The sequence below is a fragment of the Pseudodonghicola flavimaris genome (genome assembly GCF_030164425.1).
In the GTDB taxonomy this organism is placed as follows: Bacteria; Pseudomonadota; Alphaproteobacteria; order Rhodobacterales; family Rhodobacteraceae; genus Pseudodonghicola; species Pseudodonghicola flavimaris.
The window spans coordinates 29342-53355 of sequence record NZ_JASNJD010000022.1; the positions used below are offsets into that span (position 1 = coordinate 29342).

General features: G+C 68.5%; 17 protein-coding genes. 8 read left to right on the forward strand and 9 right to left on the reverse strand.

From position 1 onward, the window contains the following. Positions 1 to 22 precede the first annotated feature (22 nt). The 3 genes from QO033_RS20915 to QO033_RS20925 all read right to left on the reverse strand — a co-directional run bounded on the left by QO033_RS20915 (position 23) and on the right by QO033_RS20925 (position 4699). Complete coding sequence (locus tag QO033_RS20915) at positions 23 to 2596, reverse strand: hybrid sensor histidine kinase/response regulator (RefSeq protein ID WP_284482843.1); 2574 nt, start codon at positions 2594 to 2596, stop codon at positions 23 to 25. Positions 2597 to 2622: 26 nt separating this feature from the next. Then, complete coding sequence (locus QO033_RS20920) at positions 2623 to 3153, reverse strand: oxidoreductase (protein ID WP_284482844.1); 531 nt, start codon at positions 3151 to 3153, stop codon at positions 2623 to 2625. Positions 3154 to 3277: 124 nt separating this feature from the next. After that, positions 3278 to 4699, reverse strand: coding sequence for a WecB/TagA/CpsF family glycosyltransferase (locus tag QO033_RS20925; RefSeq protein ID WP_284482845.1), 1422 nt, complete (start codon positions 4697 to 4699; stop codon positions 3278 to 3280). Between the two features lie 365 nt (positions 4700 to 5064). On the opposite strand from QO033_RS20925, the gene QO033_RS20930 reads away from it, so the two are divergent. The 3 genes from QO033_RS20930 to QO033_RS20940 all read left to right on the forward strand — a co-directional run bounded on the left by QO033_RS20930 (position 5065) and on the right by QO033_RS20940 (position 8651). After that, positions 5065 to 5682: a response regulator transcription factor gene (locus tag QO033_RS20930; RefSeq protein WP_284482846.1), complete on the forward strand. Its 618-nt coding sequence runs from the start codon at positions 5065 to 5067 to the stop codon at positions 5680 to 5682. Between the two features lie 126 nt (positions 5683 to 5808). Next, positions 5809 to 7302 carry a GumC domain-containing protein gene (locus tag QO033_RS20935; RefSeq protein WP_284482847.1) on the forward strand — a complete coding sequence of 498 codons (1494 nt, stop codon included), beginning with the start codon at positions 5809 to 5811 and terminating at the stop codon, positions 7300 to 7302. Then, positions 7299 to 8651, forward strand: a complete 1353-nt coding sequence (locus tag QO033_RS20940) for an O-antigen ligase domain-containing protein (RefSeq protein ID WP_284482848.1) — start codon at positions 7299 to 7301, stop codon at positions 8649 to 8651. Before QO033_RS20935 ends, QO033_RS20940 begins: the two co-directional genes overlap by 4 nt. An 88-nt stretch (positions 8652 to 8739) precedes the next feature. Here the strand turns inward: QO033_RS20940 and QO033_RS20945 are convergent, their stop codons facing one another. The 4 genes from QO033_RS20945 to QO033_RS20960 form a co-directional block, all read right to left on the reverse strand. Beyond that, complete coding sequence (locus QO033_RS20945) at positions 8740 to 11793, reverse strand: efflux RND transporter permease subunit (protein WP_284482849.1); 3054 nt, start codon at positions 11791 to 11793, stop codon at positions 8740 to 8742. Beyond that, entirely contained in the window at positions 11790 to 12872 is a 1083-nt protein-coding gene (locus QO033_RS20950) for an efflux RND transporter periplasmic adaptor subunit (protein ID WP_284482850.1), read from the reverse strand. Before QO033_RS20950 ends, QO033_RS20945 begins: the two co-directional genes overlap by 4 nt. Beyond that, positions 12869 to 13927 (reverse strand): efflux RND transporter periplasmic adaptor subunit, encoded by a 1059-nt coding sequence (locus QO033_RS20955; RefSeq protein ID WP_284482851.1) that lies wholly within the window; start codon positions 13925 to 13927, stop codon positions 12869 to 12871. The genes QO033_RS20950 and QO033_RS20955 overlap by 4 nt, the downstream gene beginning before the upstream one ends. Positions 13928 to 14033: 106 nt before the next feature. Next, positions 14034 to 14855 (reverse strand): TetR/AcrR family transcriptional regulator, encoded by an 822-nt coding sequence (locus QO033_RS20960; protein WP_284482852.1) that lies wholly within the window; start codon positions 14853 to 14855, stop codon positions 14034 to 14036. A gap of 411 nt (positions 14856 to 15266) precedes the next feature. Between QO033_RS20960 and QO033_RS20965 the strand changes: the two genes are divergently transcribed. The 3 genes from QO033_RS20965 to QO033_RS20975 are packed head-to-tail and all read left to right on the forward strand — an operon-like array spanning position 15267 to position 20174. Continuing rightward, entirely contained in the window at positions 15267 to 16286 is a 1020-nt protein-coding gene (locus QO033_RS20965; RefSeq protein WP_284482853.1) for an HlyD family secretion protein, read from the forward strand. 16 nt (positions 16287 to 16302) lie between these two features. Next, a complete protein-coding gene (gene rbbA / locus QO033_RS20970; RefSeq protein ID WP_284482854.1) occupies positions 16303 to 19053 on the forward strand; it encodes a ribosome-associated ATPase/putative transporter RbbA in 2751 nt (916 codons plus the stop codon). A 2-nt stretch (positions 19054 to 19055) separates the two neighbouring features. Further along, complete coding sequence (locus QO033_RS20975; protein WP_284482855.1) at positions 19056 to 20174, forward strand: ABC transporter permease; 1119 nt, start codon at positions 19056 to 19058, stop codon at positions 20172 to 20174. A gap of 34 nt (positions 20175 to 20208) precedes the next feature. On the opposite strand, the gene QO033_RS20980 is transcribed toward QO033_RS20975, so the two are convergent. Beyond that, the gene (locus QO033_RS20980; RefSeq protein ID WP_284482856.1) at positions 20209 to 21366 is read right to left on the reverse strand and encodes an acyl-CoA dehydrogenase family protein; all 1158 of its coding nucleotides are present in this window, start codon (positions 21364 to 21366) and stop codon (positions 20209 to 20211) included. 45 nt (positions 21367 to 21411) lie between these two features. Beyond that, entirely contained in the window at positions 21412 to 22056 is a 645-nt protein-coding gene (locus QO033_RS20985; RefSeq protein WP_284482857.1) for a TetR/AcrR family transcriptional regulator, read from the reverse strand. Between the two features lie 292 nt (positions 22057 to 22348). Here QO033_RS20985 and QO033_RS20990 point away from each other — a divergent pair, with 292 nt between their 5' ends. Both QO033_RS20990 and QO033_RS20995 read left to right on the forward strand, forming a co-directional pair. Beyond that, positions 22349 to 23191: an enoyl-CoA hydratase/isomerase family protein gene (locus tag QO033_RS20990; RefSeq protein ID WP_284482858.1), complete on the forward strand. Its 843-nt coding sequence runs from the start codon at positions 22349 to 22351 to the stop codon at positions 23189 to 23191. Then, complete coding sequence (locus QO033_RS20995) at positions 23178 to 23969, forward strand: TIGR03084 family metal-binding protein (protein WP_284482859.1); 792 nt, start codon at positions 23178 to 23180, stop codon at positions 23967 to 23969. Before QO033_RS20990 ends, QO033_RS20995 begins: the two co-directional genes overlap by 14 nt. The last annotated feature ends 45 nt before the right edge of the window (positions 23970 to 24014 follow it).

The window sequence follows — 24014 nt, forward strand, 5'->3', positions numbered from 1 at the left end:
CGGAGACGTCGTGCCGGGCGGCTCAGGCGGCGCGGTGCCAGGCCTCCAGCGCCAGCCGGCTGCGCGCCCAGAGATCGTTCAGTGCCGCCAGATCGGCCGGTGCCACCGGGGTGCCCTGCTTGGTGGCGAGCTCGACCTGACCCAGTGCCCGGCGCAGCGCCACCGCCCCGAAGGTGGCGCAGGAACCGGCGCATTTATGCGCCAGCGGTCCCAGATCGGGCCGGTCGGGCGGGGTGGCGGCCAGCGCCGGGATCGCCTCGTCCAGCTCGGCCAGAAAGCTCTGCATCAGATGCGCGCTCGCCTCCGCCCCCAGCCCGGCCCAGAGGGTCGAGAGTTGGTCGGTGTCGATCAGCGGATCGGTCGGGGCGGGCCGGATCGTCACCACCGGTGCCGCCGGCAGCTCGCCAGAGGCGACCCGGGCCAGCGCTTCGGTCAGTTCGGCGCGGTCGATCGGCTTGCTGATGCTGTCGGTCATGCCGGCCTCGCGGAAGCGGGCGAGTTCCTCGGGCAGGGCGTGGGCAGTGACGGCGATGATCGGCACCCGGGCACAAGGACCGCTGCCGGCGCGGATCCGCTGGGTGGCCTGGGTGCCGTCCATCACCGGCATGGAGATATCCATCAGGATGGCGTCGAAGTGCTGCGCCTCGGCCCATTCGACGCCGGCGCGGCCATCGCTGGCCTCGGTCACCCGGTGGCCGTCGGCCTCCAGCATCTCGCGCGCGACGAAGCGGTTGATCTCGTTGTCCTCCACCACCAGCAGATCCAGCGGCGCCAGTTCCGGCCGCGGGGTGCTGCGGACGGCGCGGGCCGGCAGCGGCTCCGTGCTGGGATCGAGCGGCACCCGCAACCAGAACAGGCTGCCTTCGCCCGGCTCGCTTTCGGCTCCGATCTCGCCGCCCATCATCTCGGTCAGCCGCCGCGCGATGCCGAGCCCGAGCCCGGTGCCCCCGGCCTGCCGGGCATAGGAGGAATCGAGCGTCTCGAAATCGGAGAAGATCCTTTCCAGATCAGCCTCGGCGATGCCGATGCCGCTGTCGATGACGCGGAACTCCACCGCGTGGCCGTCGCGCAGAAGCTCAGCCTCGATCTCCACCGTGCCGCCCTGGGTGAATTTCACAGCATTGCCGGCGAGGTTCAGCAGCACCTGGCGCAGCCGGCGGGCATCGCCCTCGGCGGCATCCTGGGGCGGGCCGACCCAGCGCCAGCTGAGCCGGTCGTGGTTCTGCGCCGCCAGCGGCGCCATCGTCTCCACCACTCCGTCCAGCAGCCGGGTGAGCGAGAAGGGCCGCGATTCCGGGCGCATCTTGCCGGCTTCGAACTTCGCCAGATCCAGCACGTCGTTGACCAGCCCCAGCAGCAGCCGGCCGGAGGATTGCATCCGGTCGAGCAGCTCGCTCTGCCGTTGGTCCAGCCGGTGATCGCGCATCAGCTGCATCGATCCGAGCAGCCCGTTCAGCGGCGTGCGCATCTCATGGCTCATCACCGCGAGGAATTCGGCCTTGGCCCGCTCGCCGGCCAGCGCCCGGTCGCGGGCGACGGTCAGCCCCTCCTCGGCGGCCTTGCGGCGCGAGATGTCGCGGATATAGGCGACGAAGAGCCGGCCGCTGTCGTCCTCGGCCAGGTCGATCGAGATCTCCGCCGGAAAGCGGCGGCCGAAGCGGTCGACCGCGGTGATCTCGATCTGTTTCTCATGCGCCTCTGGCGCGCGGGCACTGTCGAGAAACCGCAGCGGGCCGTCGCGCAGGCTCTCGGCCAGATCGGAGGGGAACAGCAGGTCGATGGCGCTGCGATGGCGCGCCTCCTCGCGGGTATAGCCGAAGATGCGCCGGGCGGCGGGGTTGAATTCGCGGATTCGCCCCTCCGCATCGGTCACCACGATGGCGTCCAGCGCGGTTTCGATGATGGTCCGCAGCCGACCGGCGGTGCGCTGCACCTCGCGGGCGCGGGTCTGCGACAGTTTCGCCAGCCGGAAGAACGACACCGTCAGCAGCGCCAGGCCGGCCAGAAGCACGGCCAGAACCACGGCCATCATCAGCAGCGTCTGCACCAGATGCTGCCGCCGTTCGTCCGAGATCTGGGCGAAGGCGGACAGGCCGGAGAGCGAGAAGGTGCGCACGTCGTCGGCAATATGGCGGGTGTCGCGGGCCAGCTGCGGCAGCGCGTCGAACAGCGCCACATCGCTGCCGTCGATCAGCGGCACCGTGGAATCGAGAAAACTGCGCAGATGGGTTCGCGGATGATCGAAGGTCGGGTCGGCGCGCAGCCGTTCGAAGACGGTGCCGCGTTCCAGCGTCGTCATCCGGCTGTAGAAGATATCGAACCGGCGGCGGACCTGATCCAGTCGGGTGGGATCGTCGCGCGCCCGTTCCAGTTCCAGCTGAAACCGCAGGAATTCCACATCCGCCTGCGCCAGGCTCCATTGCAGGTTGTCGGAATTGGCCTGCGACAGATCGTCGAGCTCGCGCAGCACCAGCAGCGCCATGCCGCTCACCAGCCCGAGGCAGAAGATCAACGTCAGAACCGTGGCGCCGGTGCGGCGCCACGGTGTGCCGGTTGTTCCGGCCTCTTTGGTATTGTCCTGCCTGATCGGGATCATCTGCCGTCCTGCAAAGAGGGAAGCGGTTATTCGACGGTGATGCGGTCCAGCTGCCAGATGCTGCGGGAATAGATCACCTCTCCCTGATACTTCGGATTGGTGTCATAGGGGTAAATAACCCACAAAGGCCCCTTTTCGCGCACCGACATCGGTTTGCCGTTGTTCAGATAGGCGACGATCGGCCCGCCCTCGACCCAGTCGCTCCGGGGGATTTCGATCGCATAGTCATTGATCGCGGTGGCGCGCAGGCTGTCGCCCCGGGCGCCGACCGCCTGCATCAGCGCCACCAGCGGCACGCCGGTGAAGCTCTGGACGCCCTCGGTCCAGATGGTCGATGTCTCGATGGTCACGGTCTCCAGCGTCTCCAGCATGGCGCGGTCGAAGCGGGCCGCCTCAGCGTCGTTATGCATGGAGATCGCACCGTTGATGGTGAGCAGGACCTCGCCCTGAGGAGGGGCGAGATCCTGTGCCGCGACACGGAGGGGGAAGAAAAGTGTCACGGCGATTGCAACGGCGCAGGCCGCTGCAAAGAAGATATGTCGTGCGGGGTTGGCCATCTGGAAAACTCCTGGGAAACTCCGGGTATCTGGGTCCGGTATAGCAGCCGGTGGCGTCCGGCTCATGCGGGCATCGGTGGAGAGGACCTATCCGAACGGATAGGATCCAGGGGGGACGCGCGGCTCAGTAAGCGCCGCGCCCGCCGATCACGGCGCGGCAGGTCATCGAGATCAGCATCAGGTCGAGCAGCAGCGAGCGCGAGGCAGCATAGGCCAGATCCATGTCGATCATCTTGTCGAACCCGATCTCGGCCCGGCCGGAGACCTGCCAGATGCCGGTGAGCCCGGGGTTGACCCTGAGCCGCCCCAGCGCGCGGGCGGGATAGGCGGCGACCTCCTCGGGCAGGGCCGGGCGCGGGCCGACAATCGACATCTCGCCGCGCAGCACATTGAGGATCTGCGGCAGTTCGTCGATCGAGAAGCGGCGCAGCAGCCGGCCGACGCGGGTGACGCGGGGATCGTGGCGGGACTTGAAGCAGATGCCCTCGCGATCCGATTGCGCCAGCAGCGCCGCGCGCCGCGCCTCGGCATCGGTGTGCATCGAGCGGAACTTGAACATGGTGAAGGGGCGGCCGTCGCGGCCGATCCGGGTCTGCCGGAACAGCACCGGCCCGGAACTGTCGAGCCGGATCGCCAGCATCAACAGCAGCGCCAGCGGTGCAAGCAGGGTCAGAGCCCCGGCCGAGAGCAGCAGATCGAGCCCGCGCTGCAGCCAGTCGGCGCGGCTGCGGCGGGAAAGCGCATGCATCGCGGCGCGGGCCATGAAGGTGGCATTGCCGATCAGGTAGCGGCGCGCCATCCGGCGGGGCTCCATCGCCAGGCGCCAGATCCATTCGCAGCGGGCGCGGCGGATCGGGGCGGGGGCGCGGCGGACCCGCCCGGCCAGAAAGTCGAACAGCGCGCCGACCCCCATGGTGATCCGGGCGCCGGTGCGGGCGCCGTTGCGCGCCAGCCACAGGTCCTGCGCCGGCACCCCGAGGGCGACAAGAAGGATGTCGGGCCGGGCGGCACGGATCGCGGCGATCGCCGCCGCCTCGTCCCGCAGCCCGTCATAGCCGTCGCGGGTGCCGGCGATCCGCAGCCCGGGGATCCGGCGGCAGAGCGTTTCGGCGGCGGCATCGGCGACCCCGGGGCGGCCGCCCAGCAGATAGACGCTGAGCCCGCGCCGTGCCGCCTGCGCCAGCAGGGCGGGGGTGAAATCGGTGCCGTTGAGGTTCGCGGCCAGCCGCTGGCCGGTCATCCGCGCGGCCAGTTCGACCCCGATTCCATCGGGCAGCACCATATCCGCGGTGGCCAGCGCATCGGCGTAATCCGGGTCGCGGGCCATGACGTTGCCGCAATGGGCGTTGAGAAAGGCGACCCGCGACCGCCGGCCGGGCTGCAGCAGGTGATCGATCACCTCTCCGGTGCTGGCGGAGACCAGCGGCAGACCAAGCACCCGGAGGGTGCCGGGGGCGTTCCGGTGGGTTGCGGCAGCGCGGGCGGGGGCGGTGGCGACCGGCGCGCCGGAGAACAGGGAGGGGTCGAAGCTGGGAACGAAGGTCATGGGCGGTCATCCGATTTCGTGTTGCGTTTCCAATGGGATGCCTGAGAGGGCCCCGGGCGTTCAACGCAACGGGCGGACAGGTCGGCGGCGCGCCGGGACAGCCCGCCGCCCGGGTGGAGGGGCTGTCCCGGCCACCCGGGTGGCGATGCGATCCGGCCGGAGGGGGCACCTACCCATCGGGATCGGTGACCTCTCCGCCTGTGCCCTTCTTCTGCCGCTTTTTTCCGTTTCAATATCGAATGGAGACAGCAGAACGGTGAGTCGCCTTTAGGTTGACGCCCCCGCGTGGAGGTTGAAACATGTTGAATCAGGCCCAGTCCCGACCCGCCGACAGGGCGCGGGTGGTTGCCGCCGGAGGGGGAGCGATGCGAATTCTGATCGCCGACGATCACATGCTGCTGCGCGACACGCTCGTGCTGTATTTCCAGAACGAGGAGGGGATCGAGACCGCCACCGCCGCCGATTACCAGGAAGCGGTCGGTCTGGTGGAGGCCGGTCCGGATTTCGACCTGGTGCTGCTGGATTTCTCGATGCCTGGGATGGAGGGGATCGCCGGGCTGACCCGGATGATGGAGCTGCCCGGGGCGCATCGCGTCGCCCTGATCTCGGGCACCGCCAACCGCGAGGTCGCCGAACAGGCGCTGGCCGCCGGGGCGGCAGGCTTCCTGCCGAAGACACTTTCGGCGCGGTCCCTGGTCAATGCGGTGCGCTTCATGGCGCTCGGCGAACAATACGCCCCGCTCGATTTCATGCGCGCCGAGGAGGCGGAGGCGGACCGCCATCCGCTGGCGGAGAAGCTCTCCTCGCGCGAGATGGAGGTGCTGGAGGGGCTGACCCAGGGCAAATCCAACAAGGAGATCGCCCGCGATCTCGATATCCGCGAACCGACGGTCAAGCTGCACGTCAAGACGCTCTATCGCAAGATCGGCGCCTCGAACCGCACCCAGGCGGCGATGATCGCGAAGGAGGCAGGGCTGTTCTGACCGGCCGGCCGGGGCATCCTATCCGAATGGATAGGGGGCCTCTCCGACCGGGCCGGGGCGCCATCCCGCCGCGATAAGGCGGGGCGCCGGCGGGGCTGCTATCTGGTTGGGCAAGGAGTTTTGCCCATGCCCAGTTTCCGGTTGCCCCCGAAATCCCGTCTGCTCTCTGCCCTGCTGCCGCCGCTGGTGCGGCTGCCATTGCGCCAACTGTCCTTTGCGCGGTTGCTGCGCGGCGGGCGGATCGCCGATGCCGGGCGGCTGCCGCGCTACCTGGGGATCTTCGCCATCGGCGGTGTCTGCATCTGGACCCCGATCGTCAGCTATCTTTCCACCGCGCCGGAACGCTATACCTCCGGCCTGTCGCTGATCCTGCCGGGCTCGGGCGCCTCGGCGTCGGTCAACCTGTCGCGGATCGGCCAGGCGTCGTCCTTCGCCAATTCGCCCTATTCCAACGGTTCGGTCAGCCCGACCGAGACCTACAAACGCTTGCTGGCGGCCGACCGCATCCTGGATGCGGCGGCGCAGACGCTCGACATGAAACGGCGCGATTTCGGCAAGCCGCGGGTCGAGCTGGTCGATCAGACCGGGCTGATCCATGTCTCCATCGTCGGCAACTCGCCGGAGGATGCCCGCGCCCGCGGCGATGCGTTGCTGGCGGCCTTCTTCTCCGAGGTCGAGGCGCTGCGCACCGATGAGGTCGACAAGCGCGAGGACGGGGCCAATGTGGCGATCGAGGAATACCGGCAGTCGGTGCTGGCGACGCGGGCGGAGATTTCCGAGCTGCAGCGCCATACCGGGCTGATCTCGGCGACGCAATACGCCGATCTGGTGGCCGAGACCGACGATCTGGCCCGCGCGGTCAAGGACCTGAGCGTGGCGCTGGATGAAAAGACCGAGGCGGTGCAGGCCCTGCAGGCGGCGCTGGGGCTGGGGCCGCGGCTGGCGGCGGCCGCCCTGCGGCTGCATGCGGACAGCGAATTCGCCGCGTTGGCGGCGGAGATGTCGGATCAGGCGGCGGCGTTGTCGCTGGCCCGGGGCCGCTATGGCGCCAATCACCCTGAGGTGCGCAGCGCCGAGGCCGGCCACGCCTCTGCCCGCAAGCAGGCGCAGGCCCGCGCCGCCAGGCTGACCGGCCTGCGCCCGGAAGAACTGCAAAGTCTCGATCTGTCGCATGTCGGCGGCCGCTCGGCGCTGCTGAGCGAACTGGTCACCCGCGAGGCGGAGCGTGCCGCGCTGGCGGCCGAACATGCGGCGATGTCGGCGCGGCTGGCGGCGGCGGAGACCCGGCGGCTCGACCTGATCGAACCGGCGGCGCGGCTTGAGGATCTGCAGCGCGACTTCTCGGTCGCCGAGGCGGTCTTTGCCTCCGCCATGGCGCGGACCCAGACCAACAAGGCGGACCTCTTCGCCTCTTACCCGCTGGTGCAGGTGCTGGCCGATCCGTCGCTGCCCGATGCGCCGTCGTCGCCGCGCAAGACCCTGGCGCTGGCCGCCGGTGTCGCCGCCACCCTGTTCTTCTTCATCGGGCTCGCCATGGGCTGGATGCGGCGGCCGCTGATCGACAAGCTGCTGATGCGCGCCACGCCCGAGGGCGCCGGCCTGCGGGTGGCCGCGGAATGAGCCGCGCCGCCGTCTCCCCGCCCGCGCTGGCACCGCAGAACCTGGCCGAGACGATGATCTGGAAGGCGCTGCGCTGGACCTGGCCGTTCTACTTCGTCGGTGCGCTCTATGTCGTCGGGCCGGTGCTGGCCTGGACGCTGGCAGGGCTCGGGGCGCTGGTGCTCTATCTCGGCCCGGCGGTGCGCGAAGACCTGCGCGCGCGTGGTCCGGTGCCGCCGATCGTCTGGCTCTGGTTCGCCGGCATGGCGCTGATGCTGATCGCGCTCTGGGCCGGGCATCTGGACTGGGGGCTGGGCCTGAAGAAGACCATCAAATCCTCGGTCGGCTGGGCCAAGGGCTGGGCGCTGCTGGCGCTCTTCCCCTTCATCGGCGCGGTGCTGCCGATCCGGCGCGAGATCCTGGTGCGCGGTCAGTGCATCGTCGGGCTGTGGACGCTGGCGCTGTTGCCGATGATGGTCGCCGCCCCCTATGCCGGCCTGCCGGAGAAGATCTTCACCTCGCCGTTGAAGGCGGTGGGCGGCCCGGGGCCTGAGTATTTCTCGGTCTATTTCTTCACCTGGGATCCGGCCAGCTGGACGCCGCGCTGGCAGTTCTACGCCCCCTGGTCGCCCTTTGCCGCGCTGTTGGGCGTGCTGCAGGTCTGCTTCGCGCTGGAGGAGGGCAACCGCAAATGGCGCAGCATCGGTATCGCCGCCGGTATCGCCATGATCGTGCTGTCGAAATCGCGGATGGGGATGGTCGGGCTGGTGGCCTGCACCGTCGGGCCGCGGATGCTGCCGTTGATCCTGCGCGGCTGGGCCTGGCAGGCGCTGGCCGGGCTGACCGCCTCGCTGGCGATCGTCGGCACTGCGCTGATCCAGGGGCTGAAGGACGGCATCGCCGCTTTCAAAGGTGCCCGCGCGGACAGCACCCGGGTGCGCGAGACGCTGCAGCGGATCGCCGGTGAGCGCTGGCAGGCCGAGGCCTTCTGGACCGGCCACGGCACGGTGCAGCCGGGCGCGCATATCGTCGAATACATGCCGATCGGCAGCCATCACACCTGGTGGGGGCTGCTGTTCGTCAAGGGCATGCTCGGGTTTCTGGCGCTGCTGGTGCCGCTGCTGGTGCAGACGCTGCTGGTGCTGGTCGACGCGGCGCGCCATCCGCGCGGGCGGCTGCCGCTCAGCGTGATCATGACGATCGTTCTTTTGTCCTTCGGGGAAAACCTCGAGATCGAGGCCTATATGCTCTGGCCCGGTCTGGTGGTGCTCGGCATCCACGCGGCGGAAATGCGCCAGGACGCGCGGGCGGGAAAGGGGGAGCTCACTCCTCCCCCCGGGCGGCCCGATCCGGAGGCGCTGCCGGCCTGATCCACCGGTATGTGCCCCGATCAGGGTCCCGCGGCCCCGGCGCATGGGATGGTGCGCCGGGGCCGGTCGTTTTCAGGTCGGGTCGCGATCAGGCGGCGGCCTTGCTGTCCTTGTCCGGACGGACTCGGAACACCGCGCAATAGAGCGCCGGCGCGAACAGCAGTGTGATCAGCGTGCCGGCGATGATGCCGCCCATCATCGCATAGGCCATCGGCCCCCAGAACACCTGGCGCGAGATCGGGATCAGCGCCAGAGAGGCCGCCGCTGCCGTCAGCAGGATCGGCCGTGCCCGGCTGTCGGAGGCTTCGAACACCGCGTCCCAGCGCGAGCGGCCCTTCTCGATCAACACCTCGATCTCCTGCACGAGGATGATCGAGTTGCGGATCAGGATGCCGACCAGCGCCAGCACCCCGAGGATGGCGACGAAGCCCAGCGGCGCGCCCGACGGCACCAGGGCGGCGACGACGCCGATCATCCCCAGCGGCGCCACCGCCAGCACGATGAACATCAGCCGGAAGCTCTGCATCTGGACCATCACCAGGGTCAGGATGATCAGTACCATCAGCGGCACCACCGCGATGATCGGCTCCTGGCTTTCGGCGCTGGATTCGGCGACCCCCGCAGTGGTGATGCTGTAGCCGGGGGGCAGGGCGGCGGCCATCGCGTCGATTTCGGGTGCCAGCGCCTGCACGATGGTGGGCGGCTGATCGCCGGTCGTCACCGCCGCCTTGACGGTGATCGTGGGCACGCGGTCGCGCTGGTGGATCACCGGCGGTTCGCTTTCCCATTCCAGCCGGGCAAAGGCGGTGAGCGGCACCGGCGTGCTGCTGGAACTGCTCAGCTGCAGCGATTCCAGCGCCGCCACCGAGGTGCGATCGGCCTGGCTGCCGCGGGCGATCACGTCGATCAGGGTCTGACCGTCGCGCAGTTCGGTGATGCTGGTGCCCTCATAGAGCGATTGCAGCGCCCCGGCCACGTCCTCCTGGGTCAGGCCGAGCTGGCGCAGCCGCTCCTGATCCAGGACCACGCGGGCGACCCGCACGGGTTCCCCCTGATCGAGGGTGATATTGCCCAGCCGGGGATCCTTGCCGATCATCGCCGCCAGCGCGCGGGCCTTGTCCAGCACCACCGATCCGTCCGGTCCGGAGACCCGGTATTGCACCGGCTTGCCCACCGGCGGGCCCATTTCGATCAGCTTGGGAAACACCTCGATCCCGGCCAGCTCTGCGTCATAGGCGTTGATCGCGGCGCGCAGCCTGTTCCGCTCTTCGATGCCCTTGGTCATGATGATGACCTGCCCCATGTAGGGGGCCGGTGTCGGCGCATCCAGCGACAGCAGGAACCGCGGGGCGGAGCGGCCGACGTAGGTTGACCAGTAATCCACCTCGTCGCGGGCGGCGAGGAAGGCCTCCAGATCGGCGATGGCGGCATCGGTGGATTCGATGCTGCTGTTCTGGCGCAGGTTGATGTCGACTAGCAGTTCGGGTCGGTCGGAGGCCGGGAAGAACTGCTGTTCGACGAAGCGCATGCTCCAGATCGACAGGCCGAACAGCGCCACGGTGATGACTATGGTCAGGTATTTGGCCCGCATCGCCCCGCGCAGCACCCCATGGAACATGCGCCGCAGCCGTCCGGCCTTGGCATCGTGGTGTTTCCATTTCGACGGCAGGAAGGTGACCCCCAGGAGCGGCGCGAACAGCACCGCGACGATCCACGACAGCACCAGCGAGATGGCGATCACGTAGAACAGCGAGATGGTGTATTCCCCCGCCTGGGAGGAGTTCAGCCCGATCGGGATGAAGCCCGCCACCGTCACCAGCGTGCCCGAGAGCATCGGAAAGGCGATCGAGGTCCAGGCATAGGAGGCGGCCTTGGTCAGGCTCTCGCCCATCTCCAGCCGCGAGATCATGGTTTCGATGGAGATCATCGCATCATCGACCAGAAGCCCCAGCGCGATGATCAGCGCCCCGAGCGAGATCCGCTGCAGCGTCACCCCCATGATTTCCAGGATCACGAAAGTCAGCGCCAGCACCAGCGGGATCGCCATGCTGACCACCAGACCGGCGCGCAGCCCCAGCGACACGAAGCTGACCGCGAGCACGATCACCACCGCCTCCAGCAGCGCGCGCAGGAAGTGATCGACCGAATCCTCCACCACCTTGGGCTGGTCGGAGACCTTGTGCAACTCGATGCCGATCGGCAGCCGTTCGGCGACCTTCGCCATCATGCCGTCCAGCTCCTCGCCGAACTTCAGGATGTTGGCCCCCTGGCGCATGCCGACGATCAGCCCGATGGCCTTCTGGCCGTTGTAGCGGAACAGGTTGCCCGGCGGGTCCTCATAGCCGGCGGTGACCTCGGCCACGTCGGAGAGGGTGAAGAAGGTGTCGCCGACCCGGAGCGGCGCATTGGCCAGCTCCTCGGCCGAGGCGAAGCGACCGCTCATCCGCACCGCCACCTGTTCGGTATCGGTATCGATCACCCCGGCCGGCACGATGGCGTTCTGCGCCGCCAGCGTATTGAGCACGGTGGCGCGGTCGAGCCCCAGCGCCGCCAGCTTGCGAGAGGAGAATTCGACGTGGATTTCCGGGTCGAGCGTGCCCACCAGTTCCACCTTGCCGGCGTCCTTCAGGGTCAGGACGGCGGATTTCACGTCTTCGACCCGGTCCTTGACCTCCTGTGGGGTGAAGCCGTCATAGGTGAATGCATAGATGTTGCCGTAGACGTCGCCGAAGCCGTCGTTGAAGGCGAAGCCGCGGAATTCCGCCGGAAACTCCGATCGGATGTCCGACATCATATTGCGGACCTTGACCCAGGTCTGGGTGACCTCCTTGCCGCGCACCTCGGGCCGCAGCTCGACATAGACGACGGCGCTGCCGGGGAAGGTCTCGGACCGGGTGTTCTTGAGGTTGGGCAGCTCCTGCAGCTTCTTCTCGATCCGGTCGGTGACCTGTTCGCGGGTCTCCTCGGCGGTGGCGCCGGGCATCGAGGCCGAGACCACCATCACCTTGATGGTGAAGGAGGGGTCCTCCTCGCGGCCGAGGTTCACATAGGACAGCGCGCCCGCGATCAGCGAGACGATGATCATGAACCAGACCAGAGAGCGGTGTTTCAGCGCCCAGTCGGAAAGGTTGAATCCCTTCATTCTTCGATCCTCTCTCCGAGGGTTTGGCCGGTCTCGACCGAGTGGATGCCGCGGATCAGCACCTCGTCCCCGGCTTGCAGACCTGTCGTGATGATGACGCGTTCGCCCAGGCTCTGGCCCAGGGTGACGGCGACGGGTTCGGCCTTGCGGCCGGCGCCGATCCGCCAGACCCGCGGGCTGCCTTCCGCGTCGAGGATGGCGCGTCTGGGCAGGGTGAGGACCGGGGTGGCCGGACTGTCGAGGCTGGCGCTGACCAGCGACCCGAGGCGCAGGCCGGGGGCATCGCCGAGGATGGTGATGCGCAGCCGGTGGCTGCGGGTGCTGCTGTCGGCGACCGGTTCGATCAGTCTGAGCCGGCCGGGAATCGCGGCGCCGCCGGGGCTGCGCGGCGCGATGGTGAACCGCGCATCCTTCGGCAGGATCGTCAGCACCTCGGTCGGCACGTCGATCACCGCCTCGCGGCCAGCTTCGGTGGCCAGCGTCAGGACCGAGGTGCCGGAGGAGACGGTGGTGCCGGGATCGGCGTCGACGGTGATCACCACGCCATCGGCGGGGGCGCGCAGGGTGCCGTAGCGTTCGGCATCCTCGGCGCTGGTCAGATCGGCCTCGGCGGCGCGGGCGCTGGCGGCGGTGGCATCGCGTTCGGCGATGGCCGCCTCGAGCTGGGCGGTGGAGGCGACACCGCGACGGTTCAGTTCCTCGACCCGGGTCAGGCTCTGGGCGGCCAGATCGGCCGCCGCCTGGGCCGCCTTCAGCGCCGCTTGGGCGGCGGCGACATCCTCGGCCAGGGTGATCTGGTCCAGCGTGGCGAGAACGTCGCCGGCCTTGACCACATCGCCCAGTTCGGCCGGGCGGGTGGCGATCCTGCCGGAGGTCTGGAACGCCAGAGAGGTTTCCACCGCCGCCTTGATCACGCCGGGAAAGCTGCGCAGCCGGGTCGCCTCGGCCGCGACGATCTCGGTCACCACCGGGCGGGCGGCCTGCGGGACGGCGGCGGTCTCTTCCGCCGCGCGCAGCGGCGGGGCGGTGAGGGCCAGAAGCGCCGCCAGGGCAGTGGCGGTCAGTCTTTTCGGGGTCATTTCCGGTCTCCTGCCGGTGCGACCAGACGGTCGGGATAGAGCAGATGCGACCCCGAGGCGGCGACTATGGTGCCATCGGCGATGCCGCCGCTGAGTTCGATGGTGGCAGAGGTATAGCTCTGCACCTCGACCGGGGTCAGGTGCACGGTGTGGGTGTCGGGATCGACTACCCAGACCGCCGGCTTGTTGTCGAGCGTCGCCAGCGCCGTCCAGGGCAGGCTGATGGTCTCGGCATCCGACAGCTCGAAGATGCTGGAGACCGCCGCGCCCAGCCCGGGCTGCAGGTCCTCCTGCAGCAGCCGCGCCTTGACCTCGACGGTGCCGCTGTCCTCATCGGCCAGCGGCGAGATGTCGGAGACGGTGGCCGGGAACCGCTGTTCCGGCCCGTCGAGGGTGCGCAGCACCAGATCGTGGCCGATCAGCCCGTCCAGTTCGGGCAGGTCGGGGGCGTGGAACACCGCCTCGCGCAGCCCGTCGCGGGCGATCGTCAGCACCGCCTGCGCGGCGCTCACCACCTGGCCCGGCTCAGCGGTGCGTTCGGTGACGATGCCTGAGGCGGAGGCATGGATGATGGTGTCGGCGACCGCCTGGCGGGCCTTGGCCAGCGCCGCCCGGGCCTGATCGCGCGATGAGGTCGCCGCCAGCAGCGCCTGGATCGCCTGGTCCAGATCGGCGCGGGTGCCGGCGCCGCGTTCGGCCAGCCCCTTGGCCCGGTCATGCGCCAGCTGCGCCTGTTTCAGCGAGGCCTCGGCGGCGGCCAGCTGCGCCTCGGCGGCACGGGCGGCGGCCTCGGTCTGGGTCGGATCGACGCGGGCCAGGATCTGGCCCTCGGTCACATGGTCGCCGACCTGCACCTCGATGCCGATCACCCGGCCGCCGTTGCGGAAACTGACGGGGATGTTCTCGGTCGCCTCGATGGTGCCCGACAGTTCGAAGGTCACCATCAGCGGCGCGGTCCGGGCGACGACGGTCTGCACCGTCAGCGGCACCTCGGCGACGGCGGGCAGGGCGGTTGTCAGGCAAAGCGCGAGCACGAGAAGCGGTCTTGCGGTCATGGCTGCGCCCTCCCTTGTGGCTGCGGCAGTGTCGTCATTTGCTGTCCCTTTCGTGGCGTGTCGGGGTCGTAGCTGACCCGACGGTGTGGCTTCGTATGGACGCGGGTCATGGCCGGCATGGTGTGGGTTTGGTGCCGCGCAGGCGCTGGTGCGACCGGCAGAGCAGGCTGTCCTCGGGCAGCGCCATGGGGGCCACGTCGCGGTCTGCCAGCTCCCAGGCCTCTTCCAGAGATACCCCGAGCGCGCGCAGCAGGGCGGCAACCACATGGCGGGTGCGTTGCGAGTCGAGCTGGGTTTCGGTGCTGCGGGCGATGCAGAACAGCACACCCCCGGAAATCAGGTCCAGCGCCACCTGCGGCGGCAGATCGGCGAAGCGGCCCTGGGCGATGCCGTCATTGACATGCACCGGCAGATATTCCCGCAGCACCGAGGAGGGGCCGGCGACCTCCATTCCGGCGGTGCTGGCGAAACGGGCGAACAGCGGGAAGGCCAGCGCCGTCTCGATATAGAGCCGGAGCCCCAGCGCCACCCGCTCCGCCGGGTCGCAGATACCCTCCAGCTGTTCCAGCACGAAGGTGAGCAACTCGTTCACCAGTTCCTCGCTGGCCGCGACCATCAGATCGCGGTTGGAGGAGAAGTACTTGTAGAAGGTGCCGCGCGAGACGCCGGCGGTGGAGATCACATCGTCGATCACCGTGGCATCGACGCCTTTCTCGGCGAAGACCAGCATGGCGCTTTCCAGCAGCCGGCGGCGCATGGCCTGTCGGCGCCGCGCCGCGGTGCGGGTACGGTGGTCGACCGGATCGGGGGGATGGGCGGTGTCGCCCTCGGGCGATGCGGCGGGCGAAAAGCGGCTGTCCTCCGTCGCGGGGGGGACGGTGTCGGGATGGTCCTTCATCCGGGGATGGGCTGAATCGGGGGGTGTCATTGTGTCTTGGTCGTTAGTTCGAATTTTTCACATGCGTCATGGTGACATTTGTGTCAACTTGAAAAGCAGAAAGGCGGTGCGCAACCCTGGCAGATGCCGGTTTCGCAGGCGATCACCCGGTCGGGATTGTCGCGGTTTTCGCGATTTCTGGGACGGGTTTTCATAATTGGGTAAAGAGAGTTAGCCATGGTCGTTCCGACGCATCGACGAACGCGCGGGATCGCGGTAGGGCGGTGGCGGCATGTGACGGAGGGTGGCGCCTGCCTTGACGGTAGGTCAGCCTTGCCTCGGGCGGGCGGCTGCGGTCGATTGTTCCCATCCTGGCCGACCGCCCCCGCGCAGGGGGCGCCGCGCCGCCGCCGATCGTTACGATAATTCTGCCTGTGCACCCGGCATCAAGGAGAGCTGTTCATGAGGTTTCAATTCCCCTTCCGCATTCTCGGCGCCGCCGCGCTCGCTCTGGCGCTGGCATTGCCGACCGCGCCGCTTCGGGCCGAGGGAAGCTTCGAGAAGCTGCTGCAGCGGTTCGGGGGCGCCGATCGCTACGAGAATATCGTCAGCTCCAACGGCCGGCTCGAGGCGCAGAGCGTCGAGGTCGCCACCAAATATGCCGGCCGGCTGACGGCGGTGACCGCGCATGAGGGGGATATCGTCGAGGCGGGCGACGTGATCGGCCAGATCGACGACCGCGACGCCAAGGCGAAGCTGACCTCGGCGCAGGCGGCGGTGCTCAGCGCCAAGGCCTCGAAACAGATGGCGGAGGCCAGCGTGATGCAGGCCGACAGCGCGCTGTCGGTGGCGCGGACCAATTACAACCGGATCGTCAAACTGCATGAGGAAGGCCATGCCGCCGACAGCGTGCTGGACGACGCCACCAATACGCTGAAGGCGGCCGAAGCGGCGCTGGCCTCGTCCAAGGCGCAGGTCAGCAGTGCCGATGCCACCATCGCGGCGGCCGAGGCCGATGTGCAGAGCCTGCAGATCTCGCTCGACGACCTGACGATCCGGGCGCCGATCCGCGGCCGCGTGCTTTATCGGCTGCATGAACCGGGTGAGGTGATCTCGGCCGGCGCCTCGATCATCACGCTGCTGGACCTGACCCAGGTCTACATGAACATCTACCTGCCGGCGCCGGCGGTGGGCCCCCTGGTCCTGAACGACGAGGCGCGCATCATCCTCGATCCGGTGCCGCAATTCGTGGTGCCGGCGCGGATCACCTTCATCGCGCCGCAATCGCAGTTCACCCCGAAAAGCGTCGAAACCCAGGAGGAGCGGGAGGATCTTGTGTTCCGGGTCAAGCTGACGATCCCGCACGACCTGCTGGAGAAGTTCGAGGATCAGGTGAAGGTCGGGGTGCGCGGCATCGGCTTCGTGCGCACCGCGGCGGCGGCGGAGTGGCCGGACGATCTCAAGGTCAACGTGCCGCAGTGAGCCGGGCGTGACGAGGATGTCTGACCCTTCCGGCGCCACCGCGGCGCCCGCCTGGATCGCCGAGCTGAGCGGCGTTTCGCATCTCTATGGCGAGACTCATGCGCTCAGCGATGTGACGCTGCAGGTGCCGGCCGGCTGCATGGCCGGGCTGATCGGCCCCGACGGGGTGGGCAAATCCACCCTGCTGGCGCTGGTCGCCGGGGTGCGCCGGCTGCAAAGCGGCAGCGTCAGGGTGCTGGGCCGCGATATCGCCGGGGCGGCGGCGCGGCGCGAGAATGCGCCGCGGGTGGCCTATATGCCGCAAGGGCTGGGGCGGAACCTGTCGCCGACGCTGACGGTGCGGGAAAACCTGGATTTCTTCGGCCGGCTGTTCGGCCAGAAGGCCGCGGAACGGGCGGCGCGGATCGACATGCTGCTGGAGGCGACCGGGCTGGCGCCGTTCCCGGACCGGCCGGCGGGCAAGCTGTCGGGTGGTATGAAGCAGAAGCTCAGCCTCTGTTCGGCGCTGATCCACGATCCCGATCTGCTGATCCTGGACGAGCCGACCACCGGGGTGGACCCGCTGTCGCGCCGCCAGTTCTGGGAGCTGATCGACACCCTGCGCCAGCGGATGCCGGACATGAGCGTGATCGTCGCCACCGCCTATATGGAGGAGGCCGAGCGCTTCGATTGGCTGGCGGCGATGAACGACGGCGCGGTGATCGCCTCGGGCAGCCCGGAGGCGCTGCGCAGCCAGACCGGCGCGGCGACACTGGAACAGGCCTTTGTCCAGCTGCTGCCGGAGGCGGCGCGGGGGCCCGATCAGGGGCCGGTGGTGCTGCCGCCGCGCGAGGGCGACGGCGAGGGCGCCCCGGCAATCGAGGCGCGCGGGCTGACCAAGCGGTTCGGCCAGTTCACCGCGGTGAGCGATGTCAGCTTCACCATTCCGCCGGGCGAGATCTTCGGCTTCCTCGGCTCCAACGGCTGCGGCAAGTCGACGACGATGAAGATGATGACCGGCCTGCTCGATCCCACCGAGGGGGAGACGCGGCTCTTTGGCGAGAAGCTGCGCGCCTCCGACATGAAGAGCCGGCTCGGCATCGGCTATATGTCGCAGAACTTTTCGCTCTATGCCGAGCTGACGGTCGAGCAGAATCTGGTCCTGCACGCCAAGCTCTATGAAATCCCGGCGGAGCGGCGGGCGGCCCGGGTGGCCGAGGTGCTGGAGGAATTCGAACTGGGCGAGGTGGCCCAGTCGATGCCCGAGGGGCTGCCCCTGGGCATCCGCCAGCGGCTGCAGCTGGCGGTCGCCACTATTCACGAACCGCGCATCCTGATTCTGGACGAGCCGACCTCCGGCGTCGATCCGGTGGCGCGGGACGGCTTCTGGCGGATGCTGATCCGGATGTCGCGGGAGCGCGGGGTCACCATCTTCATCTCCACCCATTTCATGAACGAGGCGGAGCGTTGCGACCGGATTTCGCTGATGCATGCTGGCCGCGTGCTGGAGGTCGGCGCCCCGGCCGAGATCGTCGCGCGGCGCGGCACCGACACGCTGGAAGAGGCCTTCATCGCCTGTCTGGAAGCCGAGCAGCCGGCGGAGGAGGTTGGCGCGCCGACCGATCTGTCGGCCTATGGCGCAGAGAAGGCCAGCCCCTCGGCGGCGGTGCAGTCGGCGACCCGGCTCTGGGCCTACAGCTGGCGTGAGACGCTGGAGCTGATCCGCGATCCGATCCGCATGTTCTTTGCCCTGGTCGGACCTCTGGTGCTGCTCCTGACCATGGGCTACGGCATTTCCTTCGATGTGGACGAGCTGAACTTCGCCGTCTTCGATCAGGACCATACCCCCGAAAGCCGGCTGCTGGCGGAACAGTTCACCGCGATCCCGCAATTCACCGAACGGCCCGAGATCAAGGCGCCGGCCGAGCTCGACCGCAGGATGAGCACGGGGGAGATTTCCATCGCGCTGGCGATCCCGGACGGATTCGGCCGCAAGCTGCATCAGGGCGAAGTGCCCGAGGTGCTGCTCTGGGTCGACGGTGCCATGCCGTTTCGGGCGGAGACGGCGCGCGGCTATGCGCTGGGGCTGCTCGACGGTTTCGCGGATGAGCTGGCGCTGGCTCGGGGGCAGACCGCGGGCGGCACGGTCGATATCCAGACCCGGTATCTGTTCAATCAGGCGTTCAAGAGCGCCAATGCGATGGTCCCGGCGATGCTGATGCTGATTCTGATGCTGATCCCGGCGATCATGTCCGCCATCTCGGTGGTGCGTGAGAAGGAGACCGGCACCATCGCCAACTTCCGCTCCACCCCGGTGACCCGACCGGAGTTCCTGGTCGGCAAGCAGCTGCCTTATATCGTGATCTCCTGGATCAGCTTCTGGATGCTGCTGGCGATGGGGCGCTGGGTGTTCAACGTGCCCTTCACCGGCGATGTCCGGGTGCTGGGGGCGATTTCGCTGCTCTATGTCTGCGCCACCACCGGCTTCGGGCAGCTGATCTCCTCTTTCACCAAGACGCAGGTCTCGGCGGTCTTCGCCACGGCGGTGATTTCGATCATCCCGACGGTGAACTTCTCCGGCCTGATCGTGCCGGTCTCGTCGCTGAACCCGGGCGGCCGGATCTTCGGTCTGTCCTTTCCCGGCGCCTGGTATCAACCCGCCAGCGTCGGCAGTTTCGTCAAGGGGTTCGGCTGGTCCGACCTCTGGCTGAACGCGCTGATGATCGCGATCTTCGCGCTGGCCTATCTGGGCCTGTCGGTGCTGGCGATGCGCAAGCGGGAGGCATGATCATGCAATCTCTTCTCAACACCCTGCGGCTGACGGTGAAGGAGTTGCGGGCGATCCGCGGAGACAAGGTGATGCTGGCGCTGATCTTCTATGTCTTCACCGCGGCCACCTGGCTGGTGTCTGACGCCAGTTCCACCGATATCTCCGATCTGTCGGTGGCGGTGGTCGACGAGGATCACAGCCCGCTGTCCTACCGGCTGACCGATGCGATCCGTGGTCCGCTGTTCGCGCCGCCGCCGGTGATCTCTCCGGGACAGGCGAAACAGGGGCAGACCGACGGCGATTACGTGCTGGTGGTGTCGATCCCGCCGCATTTCCAGCGCGATCTCTCTGCCGGCAAGGATGTGTCGCTGATGATCCTGATCGATGCCACGGCAGTGGCACAGGCGGGCAACGGCGCCTCCTACATGCAGCAGGTCCTGGCCGACGAGCTGGCGAAATTCACCTCTCCCGGCGCGCAGAGCGAGGATCTGGTCCAGGTGGTGATGCGCAACCGCTTCAACCCCAACCTGACGTCGAAATGGTTCTCCTCGGTGATGCAGCTGATGAATTCGGTCACCATCCTGACACTGATCCTTGCCGGGTCCTCGCTGATCCGCGAACGCGAACACGGCACCATCGAACATGTGCTGGTGATGCCGGTGCGGCCGCATGAGATCGTGTTTTCCAAGATCCTCGCCACCGGCATCGTCATCCTCGCCTCCTCGGTCGCCAGCCTGTTTCTGGTGGTGCAATGGGGCATGGGGGTGCCGGTGGCGGGCTCGCCGCTGCTCTATACCTGCGGGGCGGCGATCTATGTGGTGGCGGTGGGCAGCCTCGGGCTGCTGCTGGCGAGCTTCACCCAGAACATGGGGCAGTTCGGCCTGCTGGTGATCCCGGTGATCATCGTGATGTTCCTGCTGTCCGGCGGCATCACCCCGATGGAATCGATGCCGGGCTGGCTGCGGCTGGTGATGAAGACCCTGAGCCCGTCGCCCCATTACGTCGAATTCGCCCAGTCCGTCCTTTATCGCGGCAGCGGGCTGGCGCTGGTGGCCGGCAATCTGGTGGCGATGGCGCTGATGGCGCTGGTGTCGCTGGTGATCGTCATCGGGCGGTTCCGCAAGGTGCTGGCCAACTGAGGCGGTTGCCGGGGCCGTCGGGCGCCGGCGGGTCTCAGGCCTCGGCCAGGCCCATCTGTCGAACCGCCAGATCGCGCAGGATCTCTTCCGATCCGCCGCCGATCGCCATCACCTTGATCTCGCGCCAGACCCGTTCCACCGGGTTGCCGCGCAGATAGGCGGCCCCGCCGAAGATCTGCATCGCTTCGGAGGCGACATATTCCAGCGCCTTGGTTGCCTGGACTTTGGCCTTGCTGATTTCCGCCACCGGCATGCGGCCCTGCGAGATATCCCAGCAGATCCGCTCCAGATAGGCCTCTGTCAGGTCGATCCGGGCGGAGATCTCGGCGAACTTATGGGCGATGGCCTGATGTTCGATCAGGCGCCGGCCAAAGGTGCGCCGTTCGCGGGCCCAGCCCAACGCGCTGGCGTAACAGAGCCGCATCATCCCCAGGCAGCCGGCGGTCATCGACAGCCGTTCATAGTTGAAATTGCCCATGATGGCGAGGAACCCCTTGTTCTCCGGGCCGATCAGCGCGTCTTCCGGCAGCGTGCAGTCCTCGAAATAGAGGGTCGCCTGATCGGAACAGAGCCAGCCCATCTTGTCGCCGATGGAGCTGCGGGAAAACCCCGGCACCCCGGCGGGCACCAGGAACAGCGAGATGCCGGCCAGCCCGGGCTTGCCGGTGCGGGCGCCGACGACGAACCAGTCGGCCTCCATGCCGCCGGTGATGAAGGTCTTGCAGCCGTTCAGCACCCAGCCGTCGCCACGGCGGTCGGCCCGGGTACTGAGCGCGGCGACGTCCGAGCCGCCGCCGGGCTCGGTGATCGCCAGCGCCGAACCGATGCGGCCGGCGACGATCTCGGGCAGGATCAGCCGCTTGAACGGTTCCGGTGCGAATTGCACCATCGGGCCGATCGAGATCACCCGGCCGCCCACCGCCGCGGCCACGCCGGAGGCGCCGCAGCCGAAGGCGCGTTCGGCATAGTCGCAGCGCAGGAAGGGATCGTCGAAGCCGAGCCCGCCATAGGCCTCGGGCACGCCGAAGCCGAAGACGCCGAGCGCGCCGAGATCCTCGTGGATGTGCTGGGGCACCCGGCCGGCCGCTTCCCAGGTCTCGATATTGGGCCGCACCCGATCGGCGAAGAACCGGTCCAGGTTGTCGCGGAAGCCGGCGCGTTCGGGGGTCATGAAAGGGGATGGGATGGTCACGTCGCGGTCTCCTCCAAAGCGCGGCTGACGGGGGCGATGGGCGCTCTAGCCTGGCGGGCGCAGGTGCAGCTGCGTCTCCATCATCCGGGCGAACCGCTCGACCATCCGGCCGAGATAGGCGGGATCGGCGGTGAATTGTTCGTGCAGGATCAGCCCGCGCAGGAAGCTGCGGGCGATCGACCAGAGCAGTTCGGCGTCTTCGGCATCTGTGCCGACATAATGGCGGGTGATCGACCTTCGGCTCTGGCGGTCCCAGTCGTGCAGCTTGTCGGCCAGCAGCGCATGCAGCGCCCGGTCGCTGCGGCAGGCGGAGAGGATTTCCACCATGGCGCGGCCGCCGGCGGAATTCACCACGCTGTCCCAGCTGGCCAGGATCAGCGCGTGAACCGGCATCGGGGCATCGCTGCTGTCGCGGTTCCGGGCGGGTTCCAGCGCCTTGGACAGCAACACCAGCGCCGTGGCGGCGACCAGCGCCTGCTTGCTGGGGAAATGATGGGTGATGGCGCCGCGCGACACCCCGGCCTTCTCCTGCACCCGGGCAAAGCTGGTCTCGGCATAGCCGTAGCGGTCGAGACAGGCGATGGCGGCGCGGCAGATGCGCGCCCGCATCGCTTGCGACCGGCGGTCGTGCTGGCTGGTGCCGCTGTCCTGATCGGGCTGATCGGAGACCTTGGGGGCGGGGCGGGGCATCGGCGGGCGTCCTGAAATGGGGGTCTGAAAATAGGGCCTGGCTGGCGGGCGGCGGGATTCCCGGTTGACCGGGAGCTCACGACTCACTTACAAACAGAACGTTCGGTCTGTAAACCCGCTTTGGGAGGAGAGGGCAGGCATCCGAACCGGCGCCTGCGGGGCGCCCCATCGGCGGCCGGGGCAGGAGGAGGCCCCGGCCGCTGCGGTCTGCGCCCCCGCCTTGCGTGTCTGTTCGACCGTGGCGGTTCCGCCGCCGGCCATCGGGCATGACAGGCGCGAGGGAGGGGAGCGCATGACGGCTTTGCCGCCGACCAAGCATCTGGATCTGGAACTGGACGACGGCGCCGGCTGGCTGACGGTGTGGTTCAACGACCCGGCGCGGCGCAATCCGCTGAGCGCGGCGCGCGCCGCCGATCTGATCCGTCTGGCGGCGCATCTGCAGGACCGGGGCGATATCCGCGGCGTGGTGTTTCGCGGCCGGGGCGGCGTGTTTTCCGCCGGCGGCGATCTCAAGGCGTTTCAGCAGGTGTTTCAGGGCGGGGCCGATCGTGAGGCGGTCTTGGCGGCGAGCCTGGAGGGCGGGCGCATGTTCCGGGCCATCGCCGGCCTGCCGCAATTCACCGTCATGCTGATAGAGGGGGCGGCGATGGCCGGTGGCCTCGGGCTCGCCGCCTGCGGCGATCTGGTGATCGCCGAGGCGGGGGCGCGCTTCTCCCTGTCGGAGACACGGATCGGCCTGACCCCGGCGCAGATCGCACCCTATCTGGTGGCGCGGCTGGGGATGGTGGCGGCGCGGCGGCTGATGCTGACCGGCACGGTGATGACGGCGGATCGCGCGCGCGAGCTCGGGCTGGTCGACGAGATCGCCACCGGGCAGGCCGGGATCGGGGCGGCGCTGGCACGCGCCCGGGAGGACCTGCGCCCCGCCGCCCCGGGGGCGGTGGCGGCAATCAAGGCGCAGCTGGCCCGGATGCCGCTGCAGGACGATGCGGCGCGGATGCAGACTGCCGCAGAGAGCTTTGCCGGGCGCATGCTCTCCGACGAGGGGCGCGAGGGCATCGCCGCCTTTTTCGAAAAACGCGCGGCCAGCTGGGCCGTCTCCGGCGATGGAGGAGATATCGATGCAGCAGGTTGAGGATTTCCTGGCGGAGAGCGAAGCGCTGGCCGCCGTGCTGGCGCCGCTGCCGGAGGCGGACTGGACCCGGATCACCCAGTTCAAGGGCTGGAGCGTCAACGACGTCGTCGTGCATCTGCTGTTCTGGAACCGCGCCGCCGATCTTTCACTCAGTGATCCGGAGGCTTTCGCGGAACGGATCGCGGCGATCTATCCCAGGATGCAGGTGGAGGGCATGCGCCCGGTCGAGAACGCCGATATTCCCGAGCGCGGCCCCGCGCTCTTCGCGCTCTGGCGGGATCAGTTCCGGGCGATGGTCGCGCGTTGGGCCGATGTCGATCCGAAACGGCGGCTGAAATGGGCCGGGCCGGATATGTCGGCACGCTCCTCGATCACCGCGCGGCAGATGGAGACCTGGGCGCATGGGCAAGAGATCTTCGATCTGCTGGGGCGGAGCCGGCCGGAGGCGGACCGGATCCGCAATATCGTCGTTCTCGGCGTCAACACCTTCGGCTGGTCGCATCAGGTGCAGGGGCTGGAGGTGCCCGCCCGGGTGCCACGGCTGCAGCTGACGGCGCCCTCCGGCGCGGTCTGGGAATTCGGCGATCCCGACTCGGCCGATCTGATCGCCGGGCCGGCGGTGGATTTCGCCCGCGTTGTGACACAGACGCGCAGCGTAGCCGATACGGATCTGCAGCTGACCGGGCCGGTGGCGCACGGCTGGATGCAGACCGCGCAGTGTTTTGCCGGTGGCCGCGAGGTTCCGCCGGCGCCGGGAACGCGATTCCGGCAAGGCTGAGCTTGCCAGCGGTTGCCCCGGCGCCCTAGGATCGGCGGCGGAGGA

What these genes read in the sequence shown, in the direction of transcription:
- QO033_RS20915 (WP_284482843.1), bottom strand. Translation starts at nt 2,596, where the DNA reads ATGATCCCGATCAGGCAGGACAATACCAAAGAGGCCGGAACAACCGGC.
- QO033_RS20920 (WP_284482844.1), bottom strand. Translation starts at nt 3,153, where the DNA reads ATGGCCAACCCCGCACGACATATCTTCTTTGCAGCGGCCTGCGCCGTT.
- QO033_RS20925 (WP_284482845.1), bottom strand. Translation starts at nt 4,699, where the DNA reads ATGACCTTCGTTCCCAGCTTCGACCCCTCCCTGTTCTCCGGCGCGCCG.
- QO033_RS20930 (WP_284482846.1), top strand. Translation starts at nt 5,065, where the DNA reads ATGCGAATTCTGATCGCCGACGATCACATGCTGCTGCGCGACACGCTC.
- QO033_RS20935 (WP_284482847.1), top strand. Translation starts at nt 5,809, where the DNA reads ATGCCCAGTTTCCGGTTGCCCCCGAAATCCCGTCTGCTCTCTGCCCTG.
- QO033_RS20940 (WP_284482848.1), top strand. Translation starts at nt 7,299, where the DNA reads ATGAGCCGCGCCGCCGTCTCCCCGCCCGCGCTGGCACCGCAGAACCTG.
- QO033_RS20945 (WP_284482849.1), bottom strand. Translation starts at nt 11,793, where the DNA reads ATGAAGGGATTCAACCTTTCCGACTGGGCGCTGAAACACCGCTCTCTG.
- QO033_RS20950 (WP_284482850.1), bottom strand. Translation starts at nt 12,872, where the DNA reads ATGACCCCGAAAAGACTGACCGCCACTGCCCTGGCGGCGCTTCTGGCC.
- QO033_RS20955 (WP_284482851.1), bottom strand. Translation starts at nt 13,927, where the DNA reads ATGACCGCAAGACCGCTTCTCGTGCTCGCGCTTTGCCTGACAACCGCC.
- QO033_RS20960 (WP_284482852.1), bottom strand. Translation starts at nt 14,855, where the DNA reads ATGACACCCCCCGATTCAGCCCATCCCCGGATGAAGGACCATCCCGAC.
- QO033_RS20965 (WP_284482853.1), top strand. Translation starts at nt 15,267, where the DNA reads ATGAGGTTTCAATTCCCCTTCCGCATTCTCGGCGCCGCCGCGCTCGCT.
- rbbA (WP_284482854.1), top strand. Translation starts at nt 16,303, where the DNA reads ATGTCTGACCCTTCCGGCGCCACCGCGGCGCCCGCCTGGATCGCCGAG.
- QO033_RS20975 (WP_284482855.1), top strand. Translation starts at nt 19,056, where the DNA reads ATGCAATCTCTTCTCAACACCCTGCGGCTGACGGTGAAGGAGTTGCGG.
- QO033_RS20985 (WP_284482857.1), bottom strand. Translation starts at nt 22,056, where the DNA reads ATGCCCCGCCCCGCCCCCAAGGTCTCCGATCAGCCCGATCAGGACAGC.
- QO033_RS20990 (WP_284482858.1), top strand. Translation starts at nt 22,349, where the DNA reads ATGACGGCTTTGCCGCCGACCAAGCATCTGGATCTGGAACTGGACGAC.
- QO033_RS20995 (WP_284482859.1), top strand. Translation starts at nt 23,178, where the DNA reads ATGCAGCAGGTTGAGGATTTCCTGGCGGAGAGCGAAGCGCTGGCCGCC.